Genomic DNA, 24,029 nt, shown 5'->3' with positions numbered 1-24,029 from the left:
ACTGTGCAACCACCAATTAAAAACAGAATGCCCGACCAAAAGCCGGGCATTCTGATTAATTTTATAGCAATTTATGCCAATATATCAGGCAAAAGAGCAGTTCCTATTATGAAGCAATCATCAGAACTACTCTATGCATTGTCCAACGCATCGAAGCGGGATCAGAAATCAGTCCAGTGAACTGATTTCCTCGCGTAGACGCTTCGCAGTTTTGCTGGAAATGCTCCATTACTTCTGGAAGTAGTTATACTTGCCGTCTTCACCCTTGCGCCACTCGAACATGACATAAGGCGAAAGGCTCGGATCGCCCTTCTTGTCGAAGGAGATTTCACCCAGAACAGTCTTGAACGGACCCTTGTCCTTCATTGCGGTTGCAACTTCCTGCGGATCGTTGCTGCCAGCTGCATTGGCGGCGCTGACAAGCGACTGCACACCGGCATAGGCGTAGAAGGTGTAAGCTTCCGGCTCAAAACCCTTGTCGCGGAACGCCTTGATGAGTTCAGCGTTCGACTTGTCGTCGCGCGGGTCCGGACCGAAGGTGTTCATGACGCCGGCCACTGCATCACCGGCAATCGAAGCCAGTTCGTTGGAGACGATACCATCACCCGAAATGAACTGCGCCTTGAGGCCCTGATCGGCCATCTGACGGATCAAAAGACCGGCTTCCGGATGCATGCCACCCCAATAGACAGCGGTAATGCCTGCAGCCTTCATCTTGGAAATCAGCGCCGAGAAATCCTTGTCGCCCTGGTTCACACCTTCATAAAGCGTTTCCTTCATGCCGTTCTCGTTGAGCGACTTCTTGGTCTCATCGGCGAGGCCCTGACCATAAGGCGTCTTATCGTGCAGGATGGCAACCTTGCCGTCCTTGTAATGGTCGGCCATGTACTTGCCGGCAACGATACCCTGCTGGTCATCACGACGGCAGGTGCGGAAGGTGTTCCACAGTTCACGCTCGGTGAAGGTCGGGTTGGTGGTGCCCGGCGCGATCATCAACACGCCGTTTTCGGCATAGATGTCCGAGGTCGGAATGCTGACGCCGGAATTGAAGTGACCGATGACAAACTGAACGCCATCGCCAACGAACTTGTTGGCAACCGAAATGCCCTGCTTCGGGTCGGCGGCATCATCGCCATAGACGATGCTGATCTTTTCGCCATTCATGCCGCCCTTGGCATTTGCTTCCGCGACAGCGGCTTCAACGCCGCGCTTGATCTGTTCGCCAAAGGCTGCCTGGCTGCCTGTCAAAGGTGCGCCAACACCAACCATCACATCGGCAAAGGCTGCGCCGCCAAAAGCGACCAGAGCCGAAAGGCAAACGCCGCAGAACAAAGACTTTTTCATTTCGATTACTCCCACTTCAAACGCATCCAGTGAAAACCAAGCCACTGGCACCGCTCTGTCTCATTGTTATCGCGCATTATCCGACGCAATACCGCTGCGCAGTTTTGCTGGAAATGCTCCAGGCACCCTGCCGCCAGACAACAATCCCGGCGACCAAATGCGAATTAGAATGCGCACTGCCGGCAGGGATCGCAGCAGACGCTGCAAACCGCATGAGAAAACCGATATTCCATATGCCCGTTGCCGGGCGCAGTTTGGGGGAAATAAAACACCTCCGCCCGAATGACCGGCCTCCTCCCCAGAAGGCGAGATTAAACGTAGAGAATCACGCTACGCAAAATCACATAGGCAGGTAAATTCGCATAGCCATAAAAGTAAAGCATAGAAATCAACTACTTTCGGCGTTTTCCGCATGAGTTTATGCGTCCGCGGCGACTCCCGTGAAATCACCCCCGCCATAATCGATCCAACGCATTGTTTTAAATAGATATTTCATTCGCCAGACCGCACACGCCTATCAACACAATGCGGTATCACCCTTCAATAAGAGTCAGCTACTTTTTACAGACCTATATTAGCTGCCAGAAAGCAAAAATGCCCGGCACGATGGCCGGGCATTTTCCAATTGCGCAATAATGCTGCGTTATTACTTCTGCTGAATGTAGGTATATTTCCCGTCAGCGCCCTTTTCCCACTTGTACATGACGTAACCTGGGAGCTTCGGATCGCCCTTTTCATCATAGGAAATATCGCCGAGCACGGTCTTGAACGGACCCTTTGCCTTCAGCGCCTTCGCAACTTCCTGCGGGTCGTTGCTGGCTGCAGCCTTGGCGGCCTGAGCAAGCGACTGAACGGCCGCGTAGGAATAGAGCGTGTAGGCTTCCGGCTCAAAACCGGCGTCGCGGAACTTCTTGACGAGTTCAGCATTGTCCGGGTTGTTGCGCGGATCTGGACCGAAGGTGTTCAGCGTACCGGCAACAGCATCGCCAGCGATGGAAGCCAGTTCATTCGACACGATACCGTCGCCCGAGATGAACTGAGCCTTGAGGCCCTGGTCAGCCATCTGACGGATGATCAGGCCAGCTTCCGGATGCAAGCCACCCCAATATACGACAGTGACACCAGCCTGCTTGAGCTTGGCGATCAGAGCCGAGAAATCCTTTTCGCCGACGTTTACGCCTTCATAAAGGGTTTCCTTGGTGCCGAGCTCGTTCAGCTTCTTCTTGGTTTCGTCGGCAAGGCCCTGACCATAAGGGGTCTTGTCGTGAATGACGGCGATCTTCGCGTCCTTGAAGTTGTCGAAGATGTACTGGCCGGCAACGATACCCTGCTGGTCATCACGGCCGCAGGTACGGAACGTGTTCCAGAGCTGACGCTCGGTATAAACCGGGTTGGTTGCAGCAGGCGAAATTTCGAGAATGCCGTTTTCAGCATAGACTTCCGAAGCCGGAATCGAAACGCCCGAGTTGAAGTGGCCGACAACATACTTCACGCCATCGGCAGCGAACTTGTTGGCAACCGAAATGCCCTGCTTCGGATCCGAAACGTCGTCGCCGAGCGTAATCGCGATCTTCTCGCCGTTGATGCCGCCAGCATCGTTGATTTCCTTGATGGCGGCTTCGGCGCCTTTCTGGATCTGCGCACCGTAAACGGCATTCGGGCCGGTCAGCGGCGCACCGATGCCCAGAAGTACATCAGCCCATGCAGAGCCGCCAAAAGCCATCACAGCAGCAAGAGCCACGCCCGAAAAAAGATACTTCTTCATTTTTGGAACTCCCATCCTTGTATTTACCCCGAAGCGATGTTTTAGCACCGCCTTATTATCTTGCTGAATACTCAGCAATATCTACGCTGAATCATAATACTGTCAACGTGATCTTTTAAAAAAAGCTCCGCCGCGAACGGCGAAGCTTCGAATTATTTTGCTTTCCAGCTCAGCGGCGAAGCTTTTTCATAAAGCCAGCCATACTGCCGCACCATTTGTTTGGTGCGCGTGAACTGGAAGCCGATCGACCCAACGATCATCAGAACGATCGTGTCCACCAGATAATAGTGGAAGGAAAGCAGCGTTCCTTCAAACAGCGCGAAGTGGATGAAACGCACAGCAGCGCCCAGCGGGATCAGATAGACCAGAAGCTGCGGCAAGCTGCGCCAGGTCTGCGCGCAGGCGCGACCTGTCATCCAGGCAGCCCAGCCGCCCAGCACGCACGTGATGAGGAAAAACAGCCAGAAAGACGGTTCTTCGTAGAGAATACCTTGCATGACTTTCTCCTTAATGCCTTCCGCCTTCGAGATAGGCGGCGCGCACTTCCGGATCGGCCAGAAGATCACGGCCAGAGCCGCTCATCGTGATCGATCCGTTGACCATCACATAGCCGCGGTCGGCGAGCTTGAGCGCACCGAATGCGTTCTGCTCGACGAGAAATACCGTCAGGCCCTGTGTGCGGTTCAGTTCCTTGATCGCCTCGAAGATCTGCTTGACGATCAGCGGTGCAAGACCAAGCGAAGGCTCATCGAGAAGCAAAAGCTTCGGACGCGCCATCAACGCGCGAGCGATGGCCAGCATCTGCTGTTCGCCGCCTGACAGTGTACCGCCACGCTGGCTGATGCGTTCCTTGAGACGCGGGAACAGGTCGAACATCAGCTTCACGTCTTCTTCGAAGTACTTCTGATGATCGAGGCTCGCGCCCATCTGAAGATTTTCGAGAACCGTCATGCGCGGGAAGATACGGCGACCTTCCGGCGACTGCGCGATACGCAGCTTGGCAATCTCATGTGGCGGCATGGACGTGATGTCCTTGCCGTTGAAGAGAACGCGACCGGTGCGCGCCTTCGGCGAACCGAAAATCGTCATCATCAGCGTGGACTTGCCAGCGCCGTTGGCACCGATCAGCGCCACGATTTCGCCCTCGTCGACTGTCAGGTCGATGCCCTTCAGCGCACAGATATTACCGTAATAGGTTTCAACCTTTTCAACGGCCAGAAGCGGTTGCTTTTTCTGCATGGGATCAGCCTGCATCATTCGCCTCCCTTCTTCGGCTTGGCCGGAGCTTTTCGGCTTCGCGGCGCCTTTGCGGGAGCGGTCTTGTGGCTCGTCGGAACATCACCGGCTTCGACGCGGCTCGAGAATTCGGTCACCTGGCCAGCAGCCAGTTGCTTGGCCTGCCCCACCCAGTCTTCACGGGCGATGCGGCCATCGAATTCCAGATAGGTTTCGGCCTGCTTGATGTCAGCTTCGGACCATGCGGCGATCTGGTCGAAATGATAGATGCCGTGCTCGTTCAGCTTCTTTTCGTTAACCGCACCGATGCCCTTCACGAGCGTCAGATTGTCGGCCTTGCCATCGCGAGCCGCTTCCAATCCACCGGCAAGACGGGACACTTCCGCAGCCTTTTCCTGTTCGATCGCTTCTTCGGCAAGCTGCGTCGTAACAAGATCGATGGCATCGGTCACACCAGGCTTATCCGCCTCGTCGATCAGATCGGCGATTTCCTCGTCGTCGACGCCGAGATAAGCAGCGATAACGCGCGGATCGTTGCGGACTTCTTCCGGCGTGCCGTCGGAAATCTTCGTTCCATATTCCAGCACGATCACGTGGTCGGAAATTTCCATAACCACCGACATATCGTGCTCGATCAGCAGGAGCGACGTTCCGGTATCCTTGCGGATATCAAGCAGAAGCTTGTTCAACTCAGCCGACTCGCGCGGATTGAGACCTGCTGCCGGTTCATCGAGGCAGAGAATTTCCGGCTCAGTGCACATGGCGCGGGCGATTTCCAGACGGCGCTGATCGCCATAAGGCAGATCGCCAGCCGGATCGTCTGCGCGTGCAGTCAGATTGATCTTGTCCAGCCAGTAACGCGCCTTTTCGATGGCTTCCTTGGCGGCCTTCTTATAGCCCGGCAGGCCCAGAAGGCCGAGGATCGTGAAACCGGACGACCGCATCAGCGTGTTGTGCTGGGCGACGAGCAGGTTTTCCAGAACGGTCAGGCCTGAGAACAGGCGAATATTCTGGAAGGTACGTGCCACCTTGGCCTGTTTGGTGATCTGGAAATCCGGAAGACGTTCCAGAAGGAAAGTGTCGCCCGTGTTCCGATGCATGGTCAACATGCCGCCCGTTGGCTTGTAGAAGCCGGTGATGCAGTTGAAGACCGTCGTTTTACCGGCACCGTTCGGGCCGATGAGCGCGGTAATGTCACCACGCTTCACATCGAAGCTCAGATCGTTGATGGCGACGAGGCCACCAAAGCGCATCGACAGATGCTCAACCTGAAGAACGGTGTCTTTCTGAACCAGGTTTTTCTGAACATTGTCAGACATTGTCGCTGTCTCCGCCATCAGCCGTGCCCTTCCTTGGTAAAGGCACCCGACACCATCTTCTTTGCATGCAGGAACGCGCTTGGTTCTCGGCTTCCGACAAAGCCACGCGGTTTCCAGACCATGACGACCACCATAGCGAGGCCGAAGATCAGCATGCGATAGAGTTCCGGCGTAAAGTCGGGACCGAAGATTACCTTCAGGAAGCCCATTTCGCGCAGGATTTCCGTGCCGCCGATCATGACGACTGCAGCGATGGCGATACCGACGAGCGATCCCATACCGCCGAGAACGACGATGGCGAGGATAACTGCGGATTCAAGGAACACGAAGGATTCCGGGCTCACGAAGCCCTGACGTGCAGCGAAGAAGGAGCCCGCAAAACCACCGAACATTGCGCCCGTGGCAAAAGCCGTGAGCTTGGTGGTCGTGGTGTTGATGCCGAGCGAACGGCAGGCGATTTCGTCTTCACGCAGCGCTTCCCATGCACGGCCAACCGGCATGCGGCGCAGACGGATCGTAACCCATGCAGTCAGAAGCGCCAGCAGCAGAATGACGTAATAAAGGAAGAACTTGTAATGCGCCGGCGAGAAAGCAATTCCCATATGGGCGGCAAAACCATCCGGACCGGCCTTGAACGGCAGACCGAAGAAGGTTGCCTTGGCAATGCCCGAAATACCGAAGGTGCCCTTGGTGAGATCGGTCCAGTTGATGAGCACCAGACGGATGATTTCACCGAAAGCGAGTGTCACGATGGCGAGATAATCACCGCGCAGACGCAAGACCGGGAAGCCCAGAATGACGCCCCATGTTGCCGCCAGAATGCCTGCGATGGGCAGCAACATCCAGAACGACAGACCGAAATAGCTCGACAGGATCGCGTAGGAATATGCGCCGACAGCGTAGAAGGCCACATAGCCGAGATCGAGAAGACCGGCGAGACCAACGACGATATTGAGGCCCCAGGCCAGCATCACATAGATGAGGATCTGGACGCCGAAATTATCCACCCACTTGAGCGAGCCCTGCCAGCCCAGAGCCATGACGATCAGGATCGGATAGGCAAAGAGGAAGGCAACGCCAAGCTTGGAGAATTGGGTGCGGAAGAAGGACTGGCCTTCCGAGGCATCCACCGTACGCTTGCTCTTGGCGAGCTTACGCGCCTCGAGCTGCGGCTGCAGGAAGGCGACGAACAGGAAGCGTCCCGCTGCTGCCAGCGCAACCATAACGGCCAATGCGCCCCAGCGCTGTACCAGCACCAGTTCATTGTTGATGTTCTGCTCGGTCTTGAAACCGATGATCAGGACGAAGAGACCCAGCGCCAGAAGACCGGCGATGATACCTTCACGAATGGCCCGGCCAAAAAGGGAATCCGGGCGTGAACTCGACTGTACAGCCATGATTACACCTTTTCGACTTCAGGACGGCCAAGAATACCCGACGGCATGAAGATCAGCACGATGGCCAGGATCGAGAACGCCGCGACATCCTTGTAGTCGATCGAGAAATATGCCGACCAGAGCGCTTCGATCAGACCGATCAGCAGACCGCCGACAACCGCGCCCGGAAGCGAACCGATACCGCCCAGAACTGCAGCGGTGAACGCCTTGACGCCGGGGATGAACCCGTCGGCGAAGGAAATCACACCATAGAAGGACAGGTAAAGCGTACCGGCAACGGCTGCGAGCATGGCGCCCATCACGAAGGTGAGCGAAATCACGCGGTCGACATTGATGCCGAGAAGTGCGGCCATCTTGCGGTCCTGCTCACAGGCACGCTGCGCACGACCGAGCGATGTGCGATTGACGATGTACCAGAAGATCGCCAGCAGCACCGCCGTTACCACAATGACCACGATCTGCTTGAGCGAAATCGTGACACTGGAACCGAACAGGCTGTACGAGCCGTTCAGGAGCTGCGGAACCGGCTTGTTGCGCGGACCCTGCGTCACCTGGACGAAGTTGGACAAGACGATCGACATGCCGATTGCCGTGATCAGCGGTGCAAGGCGGAACGAACCGCGCAGCGGCCGATAAGCCACGCGCTCGATCGTCCAGCTCCACAAGCCGGTCATGAGCATAGCAACCACCATCATCAGAAGCAGAAGCAGCGCAATCGGCAGTGCTCCGATGAAGGTTGTGATGATTAGAAAAACAATCAGCGCCATAAAGGCGCCGAGCATAAAAACATCGCCATGAGCAAAGTTGATCATGCCAATGATACCATAGACCATCGTGTAGCCGATGGCGATCAGGCCATAGATCGAACCGAGCGCGAGCCCGTTGATCACCTGCTGGAGGAAATATTCCATCGAAAAGCCACCCATTTAACAAGCCGGAATCTTATTGGCGCATCATTATTTCGTGCACCCTCATTTTTTTCCCGGTCGATTACACCTAACGGCTGCATCAAGGAATGCAAGCCCCTTTCGTCTTAAACAAAAGACTAATTGCTTCATCCTTCTGCAAACCAGTTATGTCCCCTACTAAACGCCCCTTTCGCGTCCTTTTCTACCGAAACGGACGCCTTATCCCATGTTTTCCCCGAAGCCTCAAAGGGCAAGAAATTGGGTGGTTGGCCGCTTTTGGCTAACCGTACCCGTTTTACGCAACTGTGAAACCGTGAGCAAACGGATCCCGGTCATCGATGAAGATGGTATTATAACCTGTCATGCGTGCCCAGCCCGCAATTGACGGGATAATTCCCGGCAGGACGGTATCCTGGCCCGTTGCAGGGCCCGTGACTTCCACCGCACGCTCGACGCGACCATGGAACAGTGAACCGATGATGGATTCATGCACGAATTCGTCGCCCGGCTTCAGCTTGCCCTTGGCGGTGAGCTGCGCCATGCGTGCCGAGGTGCCAGTGCCGCAAGGCGAACGGTCAATGGCCTTGTCCCCATAGAAGACGGCGTTGCGGGCATGGGCTTCCGGCTTGGTCGGTTTGCCGGTCCAAAGGATATGCGTCAGACGGTTGATATCGGCCAGCAGTGGGTGCTGGAACTTGTATTTCTCGTTGAGACGCTGGCGCAGAACCGGGCTCCAGGCGATCAGCTGCAAGGCGCTGTAATCGGCCATGTCGGTGTAATTGTCCTGCGGCTCGACGATGGCATAGAAATTACCGCCATAGGCCACATCGACCTTGAGCGTACCGAGATCAGGGCATTCCACTTCCATGCCCTCGGCATAGAGGAAAGCCGGAACATTGGTGAGGCGCACGCGCTCCACATACTGGCCGTTCTGCTCATATTCGATGGCAACCAGACCGGCTGGCGTGTCGAGGTTGAGTTTGCCGGGCGTCTTTGGCGTGACGAGGCCCTGTTCAATCGCCATGGTCACCGTACCGATGGTGCCGTGACCGCACATGGGCAGGCAACCGGAGGTCTCGATGAATAGCACCGCCACATCGCAATCCGGGCGCGTCGGCGGATAGAGGATCGATCCCGACATCATGTCGTGGCCACGCGGTTCGAACATCAGGCCGGTGCGGATCCAGTCAAACTCGCGCAGAAAATGCGCGCGCTTTTCCATCATGGTCGAACCTTCGAGGTTCGGGCCGCCGCCAGCCACCAGACGCACAGGGTTACCGCATGTATGTCCGTCGACGCAGAAAAAGGAATGTCTTGCCATGATGGTCAGTTCCGAAAACGTTGAGGCTTGAATGGTTCGATGTCGATTGCGGGCTTCGCGCCGGTGATCAAATCGCGGATGAGGCGCCCGGTCGCTGCCGATTGCGTGAGGCCAAGATGGCCATGGCCGAAACCGTAGAAAATATTTCCGCCCGACGATGCGCGGCCGATAACAGGCACTGAGTCCGGAATGGACGGACGATAGCCCATCCACTCGCGTCCGCCTTCGGTTTTCAGGCCGGGCAGTAAGCGGGAAGCCTTGGTCAGCATCGCTTTGGAGCGCGCATAATTCGGCGGCAGATCAAGCCCGCCGAACTCGACCGCTCCGCCAACGCGCAATCCTGTCGCCATTGGTGTGACGACGAAACCATGACTTGGGAAGGTGAGCTGGCGCTTCACGTCGAAAGCACCCACCGGCAATGTGGTGTTGTAACCGCGTTCGGTGTCGAGCGGCACCGCGTCGCCGAACCCTTTGGCGAAATCACGCGAGAAAGCGCCGGTCATCACGATCAGGTTCTTCGCGCTGATTTCGGTGCCGTCCTCAAGACGCACACGCGCGCCGCCATCTGCCGGTTTCGCGCTCGTCACTTTCGCTTTCAGGAAGCGTGCGCCAAGGCGCTCCGCATAGGCCCAGACAGCCTGTCCGAACAGTTTCGGGTCGCTGACATTTTTCCAACCCGGCACGAAGGTTCCGGCCACGATGCGCGGGCTCAAACCCGGCTGCAATTCGGCCAGCCTTGCGCCGTGGACATGTTCATGCGCAATGCCAGCCTTCTCGCGAATGTCCCAGCTTGGCAGAGCAGCGCTCAGCTCGGCTTCGCTTTCATAGAGTTCCAGATTGCCGTTTTCCTGCAAACGGTCGCGCAACTCGGCACGGTCGATCAGCGCCAGCATTTCGCTTGCCGCAAGACGCATGATATTGGCCTGCGTGACAGCAGTTTTCTCCAGCGCTTGAGCGCTGCTGGAGCGCCAGAACTGATAGAGCCACGGCACCATTTTCGGGAAATAGGACGGGCGAATGGAGAACGGTCCCAGCGGGTCCATCAGCCAGCCCGGTACCTTGCGCATGACACCCTTTGAAGCCAGCGGCAGAATTTCGGAAAAGGCGAGCGCCGCAGCATTGCCGGAACTCGTTTCCTCGCAAATGCCCGTGCGATCAATGACCAGCACATCGCGTCCGGCTTCGGTCAGGAGAGCTGCCGTCACAGAACCGACAATGCCGCCGCCGATGATAACAATATCCTGCTGTCCCATTTTTTGCTGCTTGTTGGGATCAGATTTCATTCTTGTGCGGCTCCCCACCGATCCTTATGAGAGGCGTCATCACGGATGGAGCCCCTTGTCTTTGTCAATACCGGTTACCCGGTGCCCGAATTTCGTGCTTGCAATCCATGCCTGTCTGGAACAATGCGGGTTCGAAATCAGAGCGACTTTGAAATCGGAGCGCCAGCCCGTCTAACAAAATTTTGGAATAACACTATGCCGAAACCCGGTTAAAGCAAGCGGAGGCCCGGCATAGCTGCACCCTTGGTCCGTATTGATATATCAGAGATATATTTGTAGGATTGTTTCATGTCAATTGCCATCATGCAGGACACTGGACCCGATGACACAGACGAGCCTCCGCGAGCGGTCGATGAAAAGCGCCACCGGCAAACTGACAACAGCCATTGACGGTCTGGGCGGCGAAAGCCTTGCCGATCAGGCCTATCGCACGCTTGAACGCATGATCGTGACACTCGAACTGGAGCCGGGAGCTGTCGTCAACGAACGCACGCTCATCGAGCTGACAGGAATGGGGCGCACACCGCTGCGTGAAGCCATTCAGCGGCTTGCCTGGGAAGGACTGATGGAAGTCCGCCCCCGTTCCGGCATTGCGATCGCGCCGATTGACCCGAAGGATTTCGCCAAGGTGCTGGATGCCCGCGAAGGCGTCGAACGTGTACTGGCGCGCGATGCGGCCCGCTTTGGTAGCCCGCGCGATTATCAACGGCTGGAGGCGGCCGCCGCTGCCATGCGGAAGGCCATCCCAGATGAGGACGTGCAGTCATTTCTCGATGCCGACAAGGCCTTCGATATCGTTCTCGGCACCGCGGCCAACAATCCCTATGCGACCCGTCTGGCAGCCCCGCTTCAGACGCATAGCCGTCGCTTCTGGTTCCGCTTGCGCCCATCGGCCAGCATTACCGGCTCCGCCCATGCCCATGCCGCGCTCATCGAAGCCATTGTGTCCCGAGAACCGGAGCGCGCCAGCAATACGGCAAGTGAACTGATGGAATATCTGCGCACTCTTGCACCCTAACGCATACGGGAACTTCTACGCGAGCGCTCAGTCGTTCTCACGCCGTAAGAGGCCGATGCATTGGTATCGAAAACCATGCCGTCATCCGTATTCACATCGTTGAGCGCCCGCGCATAGGAATGCCGGGTGCCATGGCGCATATCCTTCGCCTGCACCGAAACGATGGAAACAATGGCCATGAGGCCCACCAGGGTCTGGGTCGAATAACGCATTTCCGACGCTCCCGTCAGGCAAAACACCACGGCACTTGTTCGATCCGTTCAACGGCGCTTTGTGTGTTGGTTTGAACGCACATCTTTTCGAAAGCCGACTCGCGTCTTTCTGGACATGCGTTCCGTCCGCAAAATTGTGGGACCAGTGAACGGTGAACTGGCGACCGAAAGATGGCGCAAGCCGACCGGCTTCGCGGCAGATTTTCACAAAACCGTGATTGAAATAAAAAAGCCGGAGCGAAGGCTCCGGCCGATTTCTCATGAACTGAGACGTTCGTTTAATGCGTCTTGTTCATCGATTCCGACATTTTGCGCAGTACGTTCAGTGCAACGCTCAATTCTTCATCGGTGACGCCTTCAAGCAGGTCCTCGCGCACGTCACCGGCGAGTTTCTCAACCTGCTCCGCCAGAACCTTGCCCTCTTCGGTCATCACGACACGCTTGGCGCGCCGGTCACCTTCGACCGTCTGGCGCTCGATGAACGACTGACGCTCCAGACCATCGAGCAGGCGAACCATGGTCGCATTCTCGATCTCCAGCGTTTCAGCCAGTTCCTTTTGATAAAGACCTTCCTGTTCAATCAGTGCCAGCAGCGTGCGCGCGCGCGCCAGTGTCAGGCCGCGCTCCTTTACCCTGGCGTCAAAAACGGTGCGAAGCTTGCGGTTCACCTTCGCCATGGCATCAATCATTTCTGCTCTGAGATCTGTCGTGCTCATATCCGATGCCTTATATATTAGTAAACTAACGATTGTGTTTCTGGATAAATGGCTCACGGTTCATTTTCAATGGTCACACGCGCAAGTCACGCAAGCGTGAAGTTTTTCCCTCAGCCAAGGGAGTAAAACCAAATAAGTTGTGCCTGAAGCCTGGATTTAAGAACCGAAATAACTTGAAAAAAGAATAGTCGTTAAAAAGAAAAATATGCGCTGCAAATGAAACCAAAAAGAAAAGCGGACCAAAGTCCGCTTCTCCATAAAATCTGTGAATTTCTTAGCCGATCAGCCCGGTATAACCGCGCCCTGCAGCGTCATCAGCTGGTGCAGGAAGATTTCGGCCTTGGTGCGATGCTCCGGCGACGTCGCATCATCGAGCGCCTTGCGGGCTTCATCGATGCGGCGCGTAATGTCCGACGGCTCAATGGCGTCGACATGCGTTGCGGATTCGGCCAGCACGGTGCAGCTCTGCGGGGTAATATCGGCAAAACCACCGAAAACCACATAAGAGTCGGACTTGCCGTCGGCAAGCTTCACCGAAACGACTCCCGGCATGATCGTCGACATCAGCGGCGAATGACCGGCGAGAGCCGTCAGATAGCCTTCGCTACCCGGAATGACGACTTCCGTCACCTGCGCGGAAAGCAGGAGGCGTTCAGGCGACACGAGTTCGAATTGGAAAGCTTGAGCCATGGTTCTCACTTAAATCTCAAGAGCGCGATCCCGAAACTGGAAACCGGTTTTCGAAAAAATCGTGCTCAAACAAATGAAGAGGTCGTCTCGGTGGGCCTATCGGCCCACCGGGAAACTCAATTCATCAAGCGGCTTCGGCAGCCAGCTTCTTCGCCTTTTCGATCGCTTCTTCAATCGAGCCGACCATGTAGAAGGCCGGTTCTGGAAGATGATCGTATTCACCTGCGCAAAGGCCCTTGAAGCCCTTGATGGTGTCGGCGAGGTCAACCAGCTTGCCTGGCGAACCGGTGAAGACTTCAGCAACGAAGAACGGCTGCGACAGGAAGCGTTCGATCTTACGAGCGCGCGCAACGGTCAGCTTGTCGTCTTCCGACAATTCGTCCATGCCAAGGATGGCGATGATGTCCTGAAGCGACTTGTAGCGCTGAAGGATCGACTGAACCTGACGGGCGACAGCGTAGTGTTCTTCACCAACGATCATCGGATCGAGCATGCGCGACGTGGATTCCAGCGGATCCACAGCCGGGTAAATACCCTTTTCAGCGATCGAACGGTTCAGCGTGGTGGTCGCGTCCAAGTGAGCGAACGACGTTGCCGGTGCAGGGTCGGTCAAATCGTCGGCAGGAACGTAAATTGCCTGAACCGAGGTAATCGAACCCTTGGTCGTCGTGGTGATGCGTTCCTGCATCGCGCCCATGTCGGTTGCCAGCGTCGGCTGATAACCCACAGCGGAAGGAATACGGCCGAGAAGAGCCGAAAGTTCCGAACCAGCCTGCGTGAAGCGGAAGATGTTGTCCACGAAGAACAGAACGTCCTGGCCCTTGTCACGGAAGTTTTCAGCAACCGTCAGACCCGACAGAGCAACGCGAGCGCGCGCACCCGGAGGCTCGTTCATCTGACCGTAGACGAGTGCGGCCTTGGAGCCTTCACCGCCACCGAGCTTGTTAACGCCCGATTCGATCATTTCGTGGTAAAGATCGTTACCTTCACGGGTACGTTCACCAACGCCAGCGAATACCGAGTAACCGCCGTGCGCCTTGGCGACGTTGTTGATCAGTTCCATGATGAGAACGGTCTTGCCGACGCCGGCACCCCCGAACAGACCAATCTTACCACCCTTGGCGTAAGGAGCGAGAAGGTCGACGACCTTGATGCCCGTTACGAGGATTTCAGCTTCGGTCGACTGTTCGATATACTCAGGAGCTTCCTGGTGGATCGCACGACGGGCAGTGGTCTTGATCGGACCAGCTTCGTCAACCGGCTCGCCGATGACGTTCATGATGCGGCCGAGGGTTTCCTCGCCAACCGGAACCATGATCGGGTTGCCGGTGTCGCGCACTTCGTGACCGCGAACCAGACCTTCAGTCGAGTCCATGGCGATGGTGCGAACGGTGTTTTCGCCCAGATGCTGCGCAACTTCGAGAACCAGGCGGTTGCCCAGATTGTCGGTTTCCAGAGCGTTGAGGATCAGCGGAAGCTGACCGTCTTCGAACTGTACGTCGACAACAGCGCCGATGACCTGAGTGATCTTGCCGACTGCGCCGGTCGTTGCAGCCTTGGGAGCTGCAGGAGACTTGCTTGCCGGAGATTTGGCGGCAGCCGCCTTAGCCGGTGTAGCCTTGGCCGGAGCCTTCTTCGCCGCTGCCGGCTTTGCTTCGGCCGCGGCGGTAGTTTTCGGGGTCGCTGCTTTTGCCATCGATCCTTACCTTCCGTTAGCATGGTCCCGGAAAGTTGCAGACTTCCCGGATAGACCCTGCGGTAAACCCTAGAGCGCTTCCGCGCCCGAAATGATTTCGATCAGTTCCTTGGTGATCTGAGCCTGACGCTGACGGTTATACGTGATCGACAACTTGTTGATCATGTCACCGGCATTACGCGTCGCATTGTCCATCGCGCTCATCTTCGCGCCCATTTCGCCCGCCACATTTTCCAAGAGAGCGCGGAAAATCTGGACCGAAATATTGCGCGGGATCAGCGTGCTCAGGATCGCCGCAGGATCAGGTTCGTACTCATAAATCGCATCGCCTGCAGTGTCCGCCTGCGCAACATCGCCAGTCGAAGCCGGAATGATCTGCTGTGCAGTCGGGATCTGTGCAATCACCGACTTGAATTCGGAATAGAACAGCGTGCAGACATCAAAGGCGCCTTGTTCGAACAGCTCGATCACCTTGTGGCCGATCTGGTCGGCATGCACAAAAGCGAGCTGCTTGACTTCGCGCAAATTGACGTGGTCGATGATCAGAGAGGCAAATTCGCGACGCAGAATATCTGCGCCCTTCTTGCCGACCGTGATGATCTTGACCGTCTTGCCTTCAGCGAGGAGCTTGCGGGTATGATCGCGCGCCAGGCGTGCGATCTGCGAGTTGAAACCGCCGCAAAGGCCACGTTCTGCAGTGCAGACGACGAGCAGATGCACGTCGTCCTTACCCGTACCGGCCATCAATGCCGGTGCATCTTCGCCGCTGACATTCTGCGCGATATTCGCGAGAACGGCACCCATGCGCTGCGAGTAAGGCCGTGCGGCCTCCGCAGCTTCCTGGGCACGGCGCAGCTTCGCCGCGGCGACCATTTGCATCGCCTTGGTGATTTTCTGCGTCGCCTTGACCGAGGCGATACGGTTTCTCAGATCCTTTAGTGAAGGCATCCGTTCATCCCGTCACAAAATTCAAGCAAAAGACTTGGCGAACGCGTCGACCGCTGCCTTGAGCTTTGCTTTGATGTTGTCGGTGAGCGCCTTTTCATCGCGGATCGCATCCAGCACATCCTTGTGCTCGGTGCGCAGCGAAGAAAGAAGACCTGCTTCGAACTTGCCAACCTGGTTGACGGCGATCTTGTCGAGATAGCCATTCACGCCGGCGAAAATCACGGCAACCTGTTCTTCCGTCTTGAGCGGCGAGAACTGCGGCTGCTTGAGAAGCTCGGTCAGACGTGCGCCACGGTTCAGCAAACGCTGGGTCGAGGCATCGAGATCCGAACCGAACTGTGCGAAAGCGGCCATTTCACGATACTGGGCGAGCTCGCCCTTGATCGAACCGGCAACCTGCTTCATGGCCTTGACCTGAGCCGAAGAACCAACGCGCGAAACCGACAGACCGACGTTAACAGCCGGACGGATACCCTGATAGAACAGGTTGGTTTCGAGGAAGATCTGGCCGTCGGTGATCGAGATCACGTTGGTCGGAATGAAGGCCGAAACGTCGTTGCCCTGGGTTTCGATGACCGGCAGAGCCGTCAACGAGCCAGCGCCGTTTTCGTCGTTGAGCTTTGCAGCACGTTCCAGAAGACGCGAGTGCAGATAGAAAACGTCGCCCGGATAAGCTTCACGGCCCGGAGGACGACGAAGCAGAAGGGACATCTGACGGTAAGCAACAGCCTGCTTGGACAGATCGTCGTAACCGATGAGAGCGTGCTGACCATTGTCACGGAAGTATTCGCCCATTGCGCAACCTGCGAACGGAGCGAGGTACTGCATCGGAGCCGGATCGGAAGCGGTCGCAGCGATAACGATCGAATATTCGAGAGCGCCGCGTTCTTCGAGAACCTTGACGAACTGAGCAACAGTCGAACGCTTCTGGCCGATAGCAACGTAAACGCAATAAAGCTTTTCGCTGTCCGGGCCGTTGTCGTGGATCGGCTTCTGGTTCAGGAAGGTGTCGAGAATGATGGCGGTCTTGCCGGTCTGACGGTCACCGATGACCAGCTCGCGCTGACCACGACCAACCGGGATTAGAGCGTCAACCGCCTTGAGGCCGGTCGACATTGGCTCATGAACCGACTTGCGCGGGATGATGCCCGGTGCCTTCACGTCGACGCGGCGACGCTCGGTAGCAACGATTGGGCCTTTGCCGTCGATCGGGTTGCCGAGAGCGTCAACGACGCGGCCCAGCAGGCCCGGACCAACCGGCACGTCAACGATGGCGCCGGTACGCTTAACGACGTCGCCTTCCTTGATGTCACGGTCGGCACCGAAGATAACGACACCAACGTTGTCGTTTTCAAGGTTGAGCGCCATGCCGCGAATGCCGCCGGGGAATTCGACCATTTCACCAGCCTGAACATTGTCCAGACCATAGACGCGAGCAATACCGTCGCCGACGGACAGAACCTGACCGACCTCGGAGACCTCAGCCTCCTTGCCGAAGTTCTTGATTTGCTCTTTCAGGATAGCGGAAATTTCCGCAGCGCGGATGTCCATCAGCCGACCTCTTTCAGTGCAAGCTTGAGAGAAGATAGTTTGGTGCGAAGGGACGTGTCGATCTGACGCGAACCCATCTTGACGATAAGACCGCCGAGGATCGACGGATCGACGGTGACGTTAATCGTCACGTCCTTGCCGGCCACGCTCTTCAGCGTTGCCTTCAATTCGTTTTCCTGCGCAGCGGTGAGCGCATGCGCGGAAGTGACATCGGCGGAAACTTCTCCGCGATGTTCAGCAGCAATCTTGTGGAATGCGGCGATGATGCCCGGCAGGGCGAAAAGGCGGCGGTTCGCTGCGACGACGCGCAGGAGATTTCCGACCAGACCCGTGATGCCCGCCTTGTCGGCAATGGCGCCGATCGCATGGAGCTGGTCTTCCGAAGAAAATACCGGACTGGAGATCAGACGCTTGAGGTCCTCGCTTCCGCTCAGAAGCGCCTCGAAACGAACAAGATCTTTCTCCACAGCAGCAACGGACTTGGCTTCGAGCGCCAGCTCGAAAAGCGATCCGGCGTAACGCTGTGCCACACCTGAAATGAGCGAAGACGTTTCAGCCACGAACAACCTGCTCTCTACGTTGAAACCATCCTTTTGGGGCCCATTATTGCTCAGGACGCCAAGCCGATGATTTTATTGAATGTTTCCGGAAAACCACTGACGCGCGAGCACGTCAACACCGAAATGTGATTGCCGTCTAGCATAGACGAACAGGACTCGCAACACGCGAATCCCGCACTTTTGTGTAAGTTTTGTCGCGTTTTCAGATCAAAAAAGTCGCAGGGTTAACCGATGAAGCCAAAAGCGTAGAGCAATGGCCCGGCGGCCAGAAGGAATTCTACAATTCCTGCCAACCAGTTATAGATGGTGCCGCCCCTATCCGACATCATCGAGACGAAGCGACCGAACAGCGCAAAGCCCCATGCCACACCCAAAACGATCCACAGGTAGGGCTGTGCAAAGATGAGAGCGCCAAGACCGAGAGCGAGATAAGGACCAGCCAGCACCGCGCGGATGGAGCTGAAGGCTTCCGGACGGGCATTAATCGGCTGCAACCGCAACAGCTTCATGGTGATGCCGGGCGCAAACAGCATGACAATGCCCGCAAAAGCAGTCACGGCTGCCGAGCTCCAGGCGAGCCATTCGCCGGTCGTGGTGGGAAGATAGAATTCCATCGTATTCACCTTCTTCGTTTTAGGCCCTATAGCGGATAATTCTCCGCGATTCCATGTCGCTTCCGGTCACAAGAAACTCTGGGGATCTATGTCCACTTGAACGCGGATAGACCCTCGCTCCTTTGGCGAAGCCGCTAGTAAAGCGCGGATAAAGGATTGAATATCCGCGCGTTTTGTCCCGTGGATCAATATCCGGAAACGATGCCGTCCGCGCACCAGCGCCAGCGGCGCTTCGGCTGGACCGAGCACCGAAATCTCCGAAGAGGACGGTGCTGCACGACGAAGAGCGCGGGCGTGGTTTTCAGCATCCGGACGATTATCGGCAGAGATGATCAGCGCGGCCAGCCGCCCGAATGGCGGCAGCGCGCTACGCTCCCGCTCCTCGATCTCGCGAGCATAAAACGCCTCGGTATCGCCGCTGACGATGGCGCGCATAACCGGATGGTCCGGTTGGTAAGTCTGGATCAGACCGAGACTCTTGCGGCCCGTTCGGCCTGCGCGCCCGGTCACCTGATTGAGAAGCTGGAAGGTGCGTTCGGCGGCGCGCGGGTCGCCATTGGCCAGCCCCAGATCGGCATCCACCACGCCCACCAGCGTCATATTGGGGAAATTGTGCCCCTTGGCGACAAGCTGGGTGCCAATGACGATATCCGCCTCGCCCTTCGCAATGGCATCGAGTTCCAGACGCAGCCGCTTCACGCCTCCCGCCATATCAGACGAAAGCACTATGATTCGCGCGTCGGTGAAGGTCGCCGCAACTTCTTCCGCGATGCGTTCCACGCCTGGACCGCAGGCGACCAGATGATCAAGCGTGCCGCATTCCGGACAGGCTTCGGGCGTCGGCTCGTGATAGCCGCATTGATGGCACATCAACTGGCCGCGAAAGCGATGCTCGACCAGCCAGCTTGAGCATTGCGGACACTGGAAACGATGGCCACAGACGCGGCACAAGGTCAGCGGCGCGTAACCGCGACGGTTGAGGAACAGCAGCGCCTGTTCGCCGCGTTCCACGGTCTTGCCGACGGCTTCGGTGAGCGCAGGCGACAGAAAGCGCCCCGGTGGCGGCGGTGATCGCCGCATGTCGATGGTCTTCAGATCGGGAAGTGCAGCTTCCGCATAGCGCCCATAAAGCTTGATTCGCTTGTAACGGCCCTGATCCGCATTGACCTGACTTTCGATCGAGGGCGTGGCCGAGGCAAGCACCACCGGAAAGCCGCCGATGTGGCCGCGCACGACAGCCATGTCGCGAGCATTGTAGAAGACCCGGTCTTCCTGTTTGTAAGCCGGATCATGTTCCTCGTCGACGACGATCAGGCCCAGCTCCTTGAAGGGCAGAAACAGCGCCGAACGGGCACCAGCAACCACGCGCACCGTGCCTTCCGTGACCTGCCGCCAGACGCGCTCACGCGTGCGCGGCGCGAGGTCGGAGTGCCATTCGGCGGGCTTGGCTCCAAACCTGTTGTGGAAGCGGTCGAGAAACTGCTGCGTCAGGGCGATTTCCGGCAGGAGAATCAGCACCTGCTTGCCCTGCTCCAATGCCTTGGCGACGGCTTCGAAATAAACTTCGGTCTTGCCAGAGCCAGTGACACCATCAAGAAGCGAAACAGAAAAACAGTCTGCCGCGACGGAATCAGAGAGCATTTCGGCGGCTGCCTGCTGGTCTTCCGAAAGCGTGGCGCGGGCATAATCCGTATCCGGCTTCGCCACCACGGCGGGCGGCGGCAGCATCACTTCCTCGAAGATGCCTTGCGCCTTCAACCCTTCCACGACCGTCGTCGAAACACCAGCCGCATGGGCCAGACCGGATCGCGTCCAGGCAAGCCCGTCGCGAGCAAGCTCCATCACTCGCGCACGGGCATCCGTCATGCGTTCCGGCTCGCCGCCTGAATAGCGCAAGCCCGGTACCGATGGCTCGGGATCGAAGGCCGCAGGCACGCGCAACACCATGCGCGCCACCATGCCGGGCGGAGAAAGCGTGTAGTCCGCAGCCCAGCGCATGAAACGAAGCATCTCGCTATCCACCGGCGGACAATCGAAAACTTCAGAAATAGATCGCAATTTTTTGGCATCGACCGCATCGGTTTCGCCTTCGCAGACGATACCCGCAACTTCACGCGGTCCGAGCGGGACGCGCACGATCGACCCGGGCTGGACGTTCATGCCCTCCGGGACCATATAAGAATAAGGCCGTTCTGCTGGCATAGGCACCAGCACCGGAACCACGCGCGGCGCGAGGCTCGGAAAGAGGCCTTGAACGGGGTTAGCAATATCGTGCGAATCTTTCGACATGATCGCGTGACCTTGGCGCGGCTTTGCGCTAAAGAAAAGCCACCTTCCGGGACTTAAATGGATTTAGCTCCCAAAAACCACCCGCGCTCATTATGGAGGAACGCTGTTATGAAGTTTTTCGTGGACACTGCGGACGTCAAGGAAATCCGCGAACTGAACGACCTCGGACTGGTCGATGGCGTGACCACCAACCCGTCCCTCATCCTGAAGTCGGGTCGTGATATCATTGAAGTTACCAAGGAAATCTGCTCCTTCGTCAAGGGCCCGGTTTCGGCTGAGGTTGCTGCGACCGAGTATGAGCAGATCATGAAGGAAGCGGCCGTCATCTCCAAGATCGCAGACAATATCTGCATCAAGCTGCCGCTGACGCTCGACGGCCTCAAGGCTTGTAAGGCCCTGACCTCGGACGGCCACAAGACCAACGTGACCCTCTGCTTCTCGGCCAATCAGGCACTGCTTGCCGCCAAGGCTGGCGCGACCTTCGTTTCGCCGTTCATCGGCCGTATCGACGATATGGGCGTCAACGGCATGGAACTGATCGCCGAAATCCGCACGATCTTCGACAATTACGATTTCCGCACCGAAATTCTTGCCGCTTCGGTTCGTACCGTCAATCACGTCAAGGAAGCAGCGCTTATCGGCGCCGATGTCGTGACCGCACCTCCGGCAACGCTGAAGGCGCTCGTCAAGCATCCGCTGACCGACAAGGGCCTCGAAACCTTCCTCGCCGATTGGGCGAAGACCGGCCAGAAGATCGCCTAATCAGCGACCTTTCCAGACAGATGGAAGGCGGGCTTATGGCCCGCCTTTTTTATTGCGGCTCACTATTCCAGAACCGTCTCGCCATCCTGCTTGCTCACGCGGATCGGCCTGCTGCCGCATTGCTCGGCAATGGCATGGGCGAGCGCGCTGGAATGGGTCACCACCCAGATCTGGCTGCGTTCGGATGCCTGCGCGATCATTCTGGCCAGCGACGGGATCATATCCGGGTGCAGGCTCGCCTCGGGCTCGTTCAACGCGACCAGCGGCGGCAGACGATAGGACAGAAGCGCGCCTGCCAGCGCCAGCAGGCGAATCTGCCCGTCCGACAATTCGCCCGGCCGAAAAATACGGGGCGGGAAAGCCGGGAAATTCAGACCAAAACTGGCGGTTTCTTCCGGATAGGGAACGACCAGTTTAGCGCCATCCAGCGCCTCTGCGATAAAACGGTCGAGATCGACCGTATCCTGACGGATATGAGCAAGCGTGGCGAAGACTGAGGCGAGATTGCCGCCATCCTCGTCCAGCATGGCCGCTGTGGCAGCGATGGAAGGCTGACGCGCCGGTGCGTCGCGATCGCTTCTGAAGCCGTGATAAAAGCGCCACCCGCGCATTTGCGCCGAGAGGTCGCCGATTTCCGGATAATGCCCCGACTGGCCGAGCACCGCCAGCCCGCTTTCCGATGTCAGAAGCCGCGCGGGATGCTCCATGCGCCGCCCCGCCCCGTCGCGGGCAAAAACCGCCGGGCCGCGCCGATCCATGAGATCGACCGGGCGGCGACCTGTATCGAGATTGAGCTGCTCTTCCTTGATCTGCGGCTCGAACGGAAAGGCGCCGGACACTGGTGGTGGCAAACCCGCCTCGATCCGATAGGACAGGCGCGATGCCAGCCTTTCATCTTCGAAATCCGCTTCCAGAATAATCCGCGCCGATTCGTGCTTGCGACGACCGCCGCTCCACATGGCCGACTGCATGCCGCCTTCCCGGACAATCTCTGTCGAAAAATTGCCTTCAGCAGCCGCCTTGATCAGTTGCAAAGCCCGATAGAGGTTGGATTTGCCAGCGCCGTTTTCACCGACGAACACCGTCACCTGCCCAAGATCAAACCGGACAGAACGCAGCGAACGATAGCCTTTGGCCGAAAAGGAAACGAGGCGCATGATCTCCGCAACAGGCTGACACAATAAAGGGCGGCACAAACCGTGCCGCCCTTTATATCGATCTTGATACGAACCACAAATTCCAATCAACCAGCCAAGGCTGTTAGGGGCAGTCCGGGCTGAGAGCCGATTGTGTTTTACCGGCGCATTATTCCCATTTCATCTCGCCCTTGATGACCTTGGCTCCCAGTTCCAGGCTGCTTTCGCCGCCCAGATCCGGATAGCGCTTCTTCATCGCGGCGATAAGCTCTGCGCTGTCCTTGGCCTTCGCGGCCTCTTCATCGAACGCAGCGATATAATCACGGGTGAATTTGATCGCAGAAACATCGGTTGCAGAACCAGCCTTAATGTGGGCGGGGACAACGACTTCAGGATTGCGTGCGGCAATCGCATCCAGCGTCTTGATCCAAGCTTCGCGCTGCGCCAGGTCTGGCGTATCGGCCAGCCAGATATGTTCGCCTGCGCCGATCAGGACGCCACCGAACACGGCCTTCAGCGATGGCACCCAGAGATAGCGACGATTCTTCATGCCTTCAGCCGGAACGACCTCGATCTCGTTGCCTTCCAGCGTGAGTGTCTTCTCATCCGATGCCTGCGGCAAAACAAGGTCAGACAAGCTCTGCGGACCATTCTCCTTGAGTTGCGGTCCCCAGACCTTCAGCTTTGTCTCGACATTGCCGTTGATGGCTGCAACGGCCTCAGGGGCAGCAATGATTTTGACATCGGGGAAAGCCGACTTGATTTCACGCAGATTGAAATAATAGTCGGGATCGCTCTGGCTGACATAGACCGTGGTGAGCTTCTTACCGGTTTCCTTGATCTTCTCGGCAACCGCCTTGCCATCGGAGAAGGTGAAACCACCATCGAGAAGAATGGCCTCTTTCTCTCCGGTCAACAGAACCGGTGTCCGGTTGAAGCCATTCTCGTCGGCCTGAAAAAACTGCCACTTCAGCGGTGCCGCTTTTTCCTGTGCGGCTGCCGGGCCAGCAACGGCCAGCCCTGCCACGCCTATTGCCGCAAAGACCGCGCCTCGCAAAACATCTGAAAATCGCATCATCTGAATACTCCTGAAATTATGATTGAACCGACGGCAATACCGAGCGGCTTTCATGCGTGACGCTTCGGGCAAGTCCCTTCCCATTTTTCGCGTCACGCCTCGGGCAATATGCAAATTGTAAATTAGTTCATTTGAAACAAGGAGTTATAAAAATGTTTGCAGGGAACAGCGATGTTACCTTGCTGA

General features: G+C 57.2%; 22 protein-coding genes. 2 read left to right on the top strand and 20 right to left on the bottom strand.

The genetic code is table 11. The features are described from left to right. Positions 1 to 228 precede the first annotated feature (228 nt). The 9 genes from ACTJKP_RS06160 to ACTJKP_RS06120 all read right to left on the bottom strand — a co-directional run bounded on the left by ACTJKP_RS06160 (position 229) and on the right by ACTJKP_RS06120 (position 10,573). Entirely contained in the window at positions 229 to 1,344 is a 1,116-nt protein-coding gene (locus ACTJKP_RS06160; protein WP_113534751.1) for a branched-chain amino acid ABC transporter substrate-binding protein, read from the bottom strand. A gap of 646 nt (positions 1,345 to 1,990) precedes the next feature. Then, a complete protein-coding gene (locus ACTJKP_RS06155) occupies positions 1,991 to 3,109 on the bottom strand; it encodes a branched-chain amino acid ABC transporter substrate-binding protein (RefSeq protein WP_113534752.1) in 1,119 nt (372 codons plus the stop codon). A gap of 152 nt (positions 3,110 to 3,261) precedes the next feature. Continuing rightward, on the bottom strand, positions 3,262 to 3,606 hold the full coding sequence (locus tag ACTJKP_RS06150) for a DUF6867 family protein (protein ID WP_182521713.1): 345 nt from the start codon (positions 3,604 to 3,606) through the stop codon (positions 3,262 to 3,264). 10 nt (positions 3,607 to 3,616) lie between these two features. Then, complete coding sequence (locus ACTJKP_RS06145) at positions 3,617 to 4,363, bottom strand: ABC transporter ATP-binding protein (protein ID WP_078339540.1); 747 nt, start codon at positions 4,361 to 4,363, stop codon at positions 3,617 to 3,619. Next, positions 4,363 to 5,682 (bottom strand): ATP-binding cassette domain-containing protein, encoded by a 1,320-nt coding sequence (locus tag ACTJKP_RS06140; RefSeq protein ID WP_440630037.1) that lies wholly within the window; start codon positions 5,680 to 5,682, stop codon positions 4,363 to 4,365. Before ACTJKP_RS06140 ends, ACTJKP_RS06145 begins: the two co-directional genes overlap by 1 nt. Continuing rightward, positions 5,682 to 7,061, bottom strand: coding sequence for a high-affinity branched-chain amino acid ABC transporter permease LivM (gene livM, locus ACTJKP_RS06135; RefSeq protein WP_440630036.1), 1,380 nt, complete (start codon positions 7,059 to 7,061; stop codon positions 5,682 to 5,684). Before livM ends, ACTJKP_RS06140 begins: the two co-directional genes overlap by 1 nt. Positions 7,062 to 7,063: 2 nt before the next feature. Continuing rightward, positions 7,064 to 7,972 carry a branched-chain amino acid ABC transporter permease gene (locus ACTJKP_RS06130; protein WP_078339595.1) on the bottom strand — a complete coding sequence of 303 codons (909 nt, stop codon included), beginning with the start codon at positions 7,970 to 7,972 and terminating at the stop codon, positions 7,064 to 7,066. 292 nt (positions 7,973 to 8,264) lie between these two features. Next, entirely contained in the window at positions 8,265 to 9,290 is a 1,026-nt protein-coding gene (locus ACTJKP_RS06125) for a 4-hydroxyproline epimerase (RefSeq protein WP_182521716.1), read from the bottom strand. Between the two features lie 5 nt (positions 9,291 to 9,295). Continuing rightward, positions 9,296 to 10,573, bottom strand: coding sequence for an NAD(P)/FAD-dependent oxidoreductase (locus ACTJKP_RS06120; protein ID WP_440630035.1), 1,278 nt, complete (start codon positions 10,571 to 10,573; stop codon positions 9,296 to 9,298). A 352-nt stretch (positions 10,574 to 10,925) separates the two neighbouring features. On the opposite strand from ACTJKP_RS06120, the gene ACTJKP_RS06115 reads away from it, so the two are divergent. Further along, complete coding sequence (locus ACTJKP_RS06115; protein WP_440630136.1) at positions 10,926 to 11,591, top strand: GntR family transcriptional regulator; 666 nt, start codon at positions 10,926 to 10,928, stop codon at positions 11,589 to 11,591. Here ACTJKP_RS06115 and ACTJKP_RS06110 read toward each other — a convergent pair. The 9 genes from ACTJKP_RS06110 to ACTJKP_RS06070 all read right to left on the bottom strand — a co-directional run bounded on the left by ACTJKP_RS06110 (position 11,588) and on the right by ACTJKP_RS06070 (position 20,867). Continuing rightward, the gene (locus ACTJKP_RS06110; RefSeq protein WP_078339545.1) at positions 11,588 to 11,803 is read right to left on the bottom strand and encodes a hypothetical protein; all 216 of its coding nucleotides are present in this window, start codon (positions 11,801 to 11,803) and stop codon (positions 11,588 to 11,590) included. The genes ACTJKP_RS06115 and ACTJKP_RS06110 overlap by 4 nt on opposite strands. A gap of 278 nt (positions 11,804 to 12,081) precedes the next feature. Further along, complete coding sequence (locus ACTJKP_RS06105; protein ID WP_078339546.1) at positions 12,082 to 12,519, bottom strand: MarR family winged helix-turn-helix transcriptional regulator; 438 nt, start codon at positions 12,517 to 12,519, stop codon at positions 12,082 to 12,084. A gap of 282 nt (positions 12,520 to 12,801) precedes the next feature. Then, positions 12,802 to 13,209 (bottom strand): F0F1 ATP synthase subunit epsilon, encoded by a 408-nt coding sequence (locus ACTJKP_RS06100; protein ID WP_078339547.1) that lies wholly within the window; start codon positions 13,207 to 13,209, stop codon positions 12,802 to 12,804. Between the two features lie 124 nt (positions 13,210 to 13,333). Next, the gene (gene atpD / locus ACTJKP_RS06095; protein ID WP_078339548.1) at positions 13,334 to 14,905 is read right to left on the bottom strand and encodes a F0F1 ATP synthase subunit beta; all 1,572 of its coding nucleotides are present in this window, start codon (positions 14,903 to 14,905) and stop codon (positions 13,334 to 13,336) included. 69 nt (positions 14,906 to 14,974) lie between these two features. Then, positions 14,975 to 15,853: a F0F1 ATP synthase subunit gamma gene (locus ACTJKP_RS06090; protein ID WP_440630034.1), complete on the bottom strand. Its 879-nt coding sequence runs from the start codon at positions 15,851 to 15,853 to the stop codon at positions 14,975 to 14,977. 21 nt (positions 15,854 to 15,874) lie between these two features. Beyond that, positions 15,875 to 17,404 carry a F0F1 ATP synthase subunit alpha gene (atpA, locus tag ACTJKP_RS06085; protein WP_440630033.1) on the bottom strand — a complete coding sequence of 510 codons (1,530 nt, stop codon included), beginning with the start codon at positions 17,402 to 17,404 and terminating at the stop codon, positions 15,875 to 15,877. Next, positions 17,404 to 17,964: a F0F1 ATP synthase subunit delta gene (locus tag ACTJKP_RS06080; RefSeq protein WP_078339551.1), complete on the bottom strand. Its 561-nt coding sequence runs from the start codon at positions 17,962 to 17,964 to the stop codon at positions 17,404 to 17,406. The genes atpA and ACTJKP_RS06080 overlap by 1 nt, the downstream gene beginning before the upstream one ends. Positions 17,965 to 18,188: 224 nt before the next feature. Continuing rightward, positions 18,189 to 18,578, bottom strand: a complete 390-nt coding sequence (locus ACTJKP_RS06075) for an AGROH133_08824 family phage infection protein (RefSeq protein WP_440630032.1) — start codon at positions 18,576 to 18,578, stop codon at positions 18,189 to 18,191. A gap of 66 nt (positions 18,579 to 18,644) precedes the next feature. Beyond that, positions 18,645 to 20,867 carry a primosomal protein N' gene (locus ACTJKP_RS06070; RefSeq protein WP_440630031.1) on the bottom strand — a complete coding sequence of 741 codons (2,223 nt, stop codon included), beginning with the start codon at positions 20,865 to 20,867 and terminating at the stop codon, positions 18,645 to 18,647. Between the two features lie 108 nt (positions 20,868 to 20,975). Here ACTJKP_RS06070 and fsa point away from each other — a divergent pair, with 108 nt between their 5' ends. Then, on the top strand, positions 20,976 to 21,629 hold the full coding sequence (gene fsa / locus ACTJKP_RS06065; protein ID WP_078339553.1) for a fructose-6-phosphate aldolase: 654 nt from the start codon (positions 20,976 to 20,978) through the stop codon (positions 21,627 to 21,629). 62 nt (positions 21,630 to 21,691) lie between these two features. Here the strand turns inward: fsa and ACTJKP_RS06060 are convergent, their stop codons facing one another. Both ACTJKP_RS06060 and ACTJKP_RS06055 read right to left on the bottom strand, forming a co-directional pair. Continuing rightward, positions 21,692 to 22,786: an AAA family ATPase gene (locus tag ACTJKP_RS06060; protein ID WP_440630030.1), complete on the bottom strand. Its 1,095-nt coding sequence runs from the start codon at positions 22,784 to 22,786 to the stop codon at positions 21,692 to 21,694. A 148-nt stretch (positions 22,787 to 22,934) separates the two neighbouring features. Continuing rightward, positions 22,935 to 23,840, bottom strand: a complete 906-nt coding sequence (locus tag ACTJKP_RS06055) for an MBL fold metallo-hydrolase (protein WP_440630135.1) — start codon at positions 23,838 to 23,840, stop codon at positions 22,935 to 22,937. Positions 23,841 to 24,029 lie beyond the last annotated feature (189 nt).

This window comes from Brucella sp. 22210, from assembly GCF_052045675.1.
Lineage (GTDB): Bacteria > Pseudomonadota > Alphaproteobacteria > Rhizobiales > Rhizobiaceae > Brucella.
The sequence above is the reverse complement of the archived record's forward strand: the minus strand, read 5'-3'. Positions and strand labels throughout refer to the sequence as shown.

Excerpts from the sequence above, each read along its gene's own strand:
- ACTJKP_RS06160 (WP_113534751.1), bottom strand. The coding sequence starts at position 1,344 with ATGAAAAAGTCTTTGTTCTGCGGCGTTTGCCTTTCGGCTCTGGTCGCT.
- ACTJKP_RS06155 (WP_113534752.1), bottom strand. The coding sequence starts at position 3,109 with ATGAAGAAGTATCTTTTTTCGGGCGTGGCTCTTGCTGCTGTGATGGCT.
- ACTJKP_RS06150 (WP_182521713.1), bottom strand. The coding sequence starts at position 3,606 with ATGCAAGGTATTCTCTACGAAGAACCGTCTTTCTGGCTGTTTTTCCTC.
- ACTJKP_RS06145 (WP_078339540.1), bottom strand. The coding sequence starts at position 4,363 with ATGCAGGCTGATCCCATGCAGAAAAAGCAACCGCTTCTGGCCGTTGAA.
- ACTJKP_RS06140 (WP_440630037.1), bottom strand. The coding sequence starts at position 5,682 with ATGGCGGAGACAGCGACAATGTCTGACAATGTTCAGAAAAACCTGGTT.
- livM (WP_440630036.1), bottom strand. The coding sequence starts at position 7,061 with ATGGCTGTACAGTCGAGTTCACGCCCGGATTCCCTTTTTGGCCGGGCC.
- ACTJKP_RS06130 (WP_078339595.1), bottom strand. The coding sequence starts at position 7,972 with ATGGAATATTTCCTCCAGCAGGTGATCAACGGGCTCGCGCTCGGTTCG.
- ACTJKP_RS06125 (WP_182521716.1), bottom strand. The coding sequence starts at position 9,290 with ATGGCAAGACATTCCTTTTTCTGCGTCGACGGACATACATGCGGTAAC.
- ACTJKP_RS06120 (WP_440630035.1), bottom strand. The coding sequence starts at position 10,573 with ATGAAATCTGATCCCAACAAGCAGCAAAAAATGGGACAGCAGGATATT.
- ACTJKP_RS06115 (WP_440630136.1), top strand. The coding sequence starts at position 10,926 with ATGAAAAGCGCCACCGGCAAACTGACAACAGCCATTGACGGTCTGGGC.
- ACTJKP_RS06110 (WP_078339545.1), bottom strand. The coding sequence starts at position 11,803 with ATGCGTTATTCGACCCAGACCCTGGTGGGCCTCATGGCCATTGTTTCC.
- ACTJKP_RS06105 (WP_078339546.1), bottom strand. The coding sequence starts at position 12,519 with ATGAGCACGACAGATCTCAGAGCAGAAATGATTGATGCCATGGCGAAG.
- ACTJKP_RS06100 (WP_078339547.1), bottom strand. The coding sequence starts at position 13,209 with ATGGCTCAAGCTTTCCAATTCGAACTCGTGTCGCCTGAACGCCTCCTG.
- atpD (WP_078339548.1), bottom strand. The coding sequence starts at position 14,905 with ATGGCAAAAGCAGCGACCCCGAAAACTACCGCCGCGGCCGAAGCAAAG.
- ACTJKP_RS06090 (WP_440630034.1), bottom strand. The coding sequence starts at position 15,853 with ATGCCTTCACTAAAGGATCTGAGAAACCGTATCGCCTCGGTCAAGGCG.
- atpA (WP_440630033.1), bottom strand. The coding sequence starts at position 17,404 with ATGGACATCCGCGCTGCGGAAATTTCCGCTATCCTGAAAGAGCAAATC.
- ACTJKP_RS06075 (WP_440630032.1), bottom strand. The coding sequence starts at position 18,578 with ATGGAATTCTATCTTCCCACCACGACCGGCGAATGGCTCGCCTGGAGC.
- ACTJKP_RS06070 (WP_440630031.1), bottom strand. The coding sequence starts at position 20,867 with ATGTCGAAAGATTCGCACGATATTGCTAACCCCGTTCAAGGCCTCTTT.
- fsa (WP_078339553.1), top strand. The coding sequence starts at position 20,976 with ATGAAGTTTTTCGTGGACACTGCGGACGTCAAGGAAATCCGCGAACTG.
- ACTJKP_RS06060 (WP_440630030.1), bottom strand. The coding sequence starts at position 22,786 with ATGCGCCTCGTTTCCTTTTCGGCCAAAGGCTATCGTTCGCTGCGTTCT.
- ACTJKP_RS06055 (WP_440630135.1), bottom strand. The coding sequence starts at position 23,840 with ATGCGATTTTCAGATGTTTTGCGAGGCGCGGTCTTTGCGGCAATAGGC.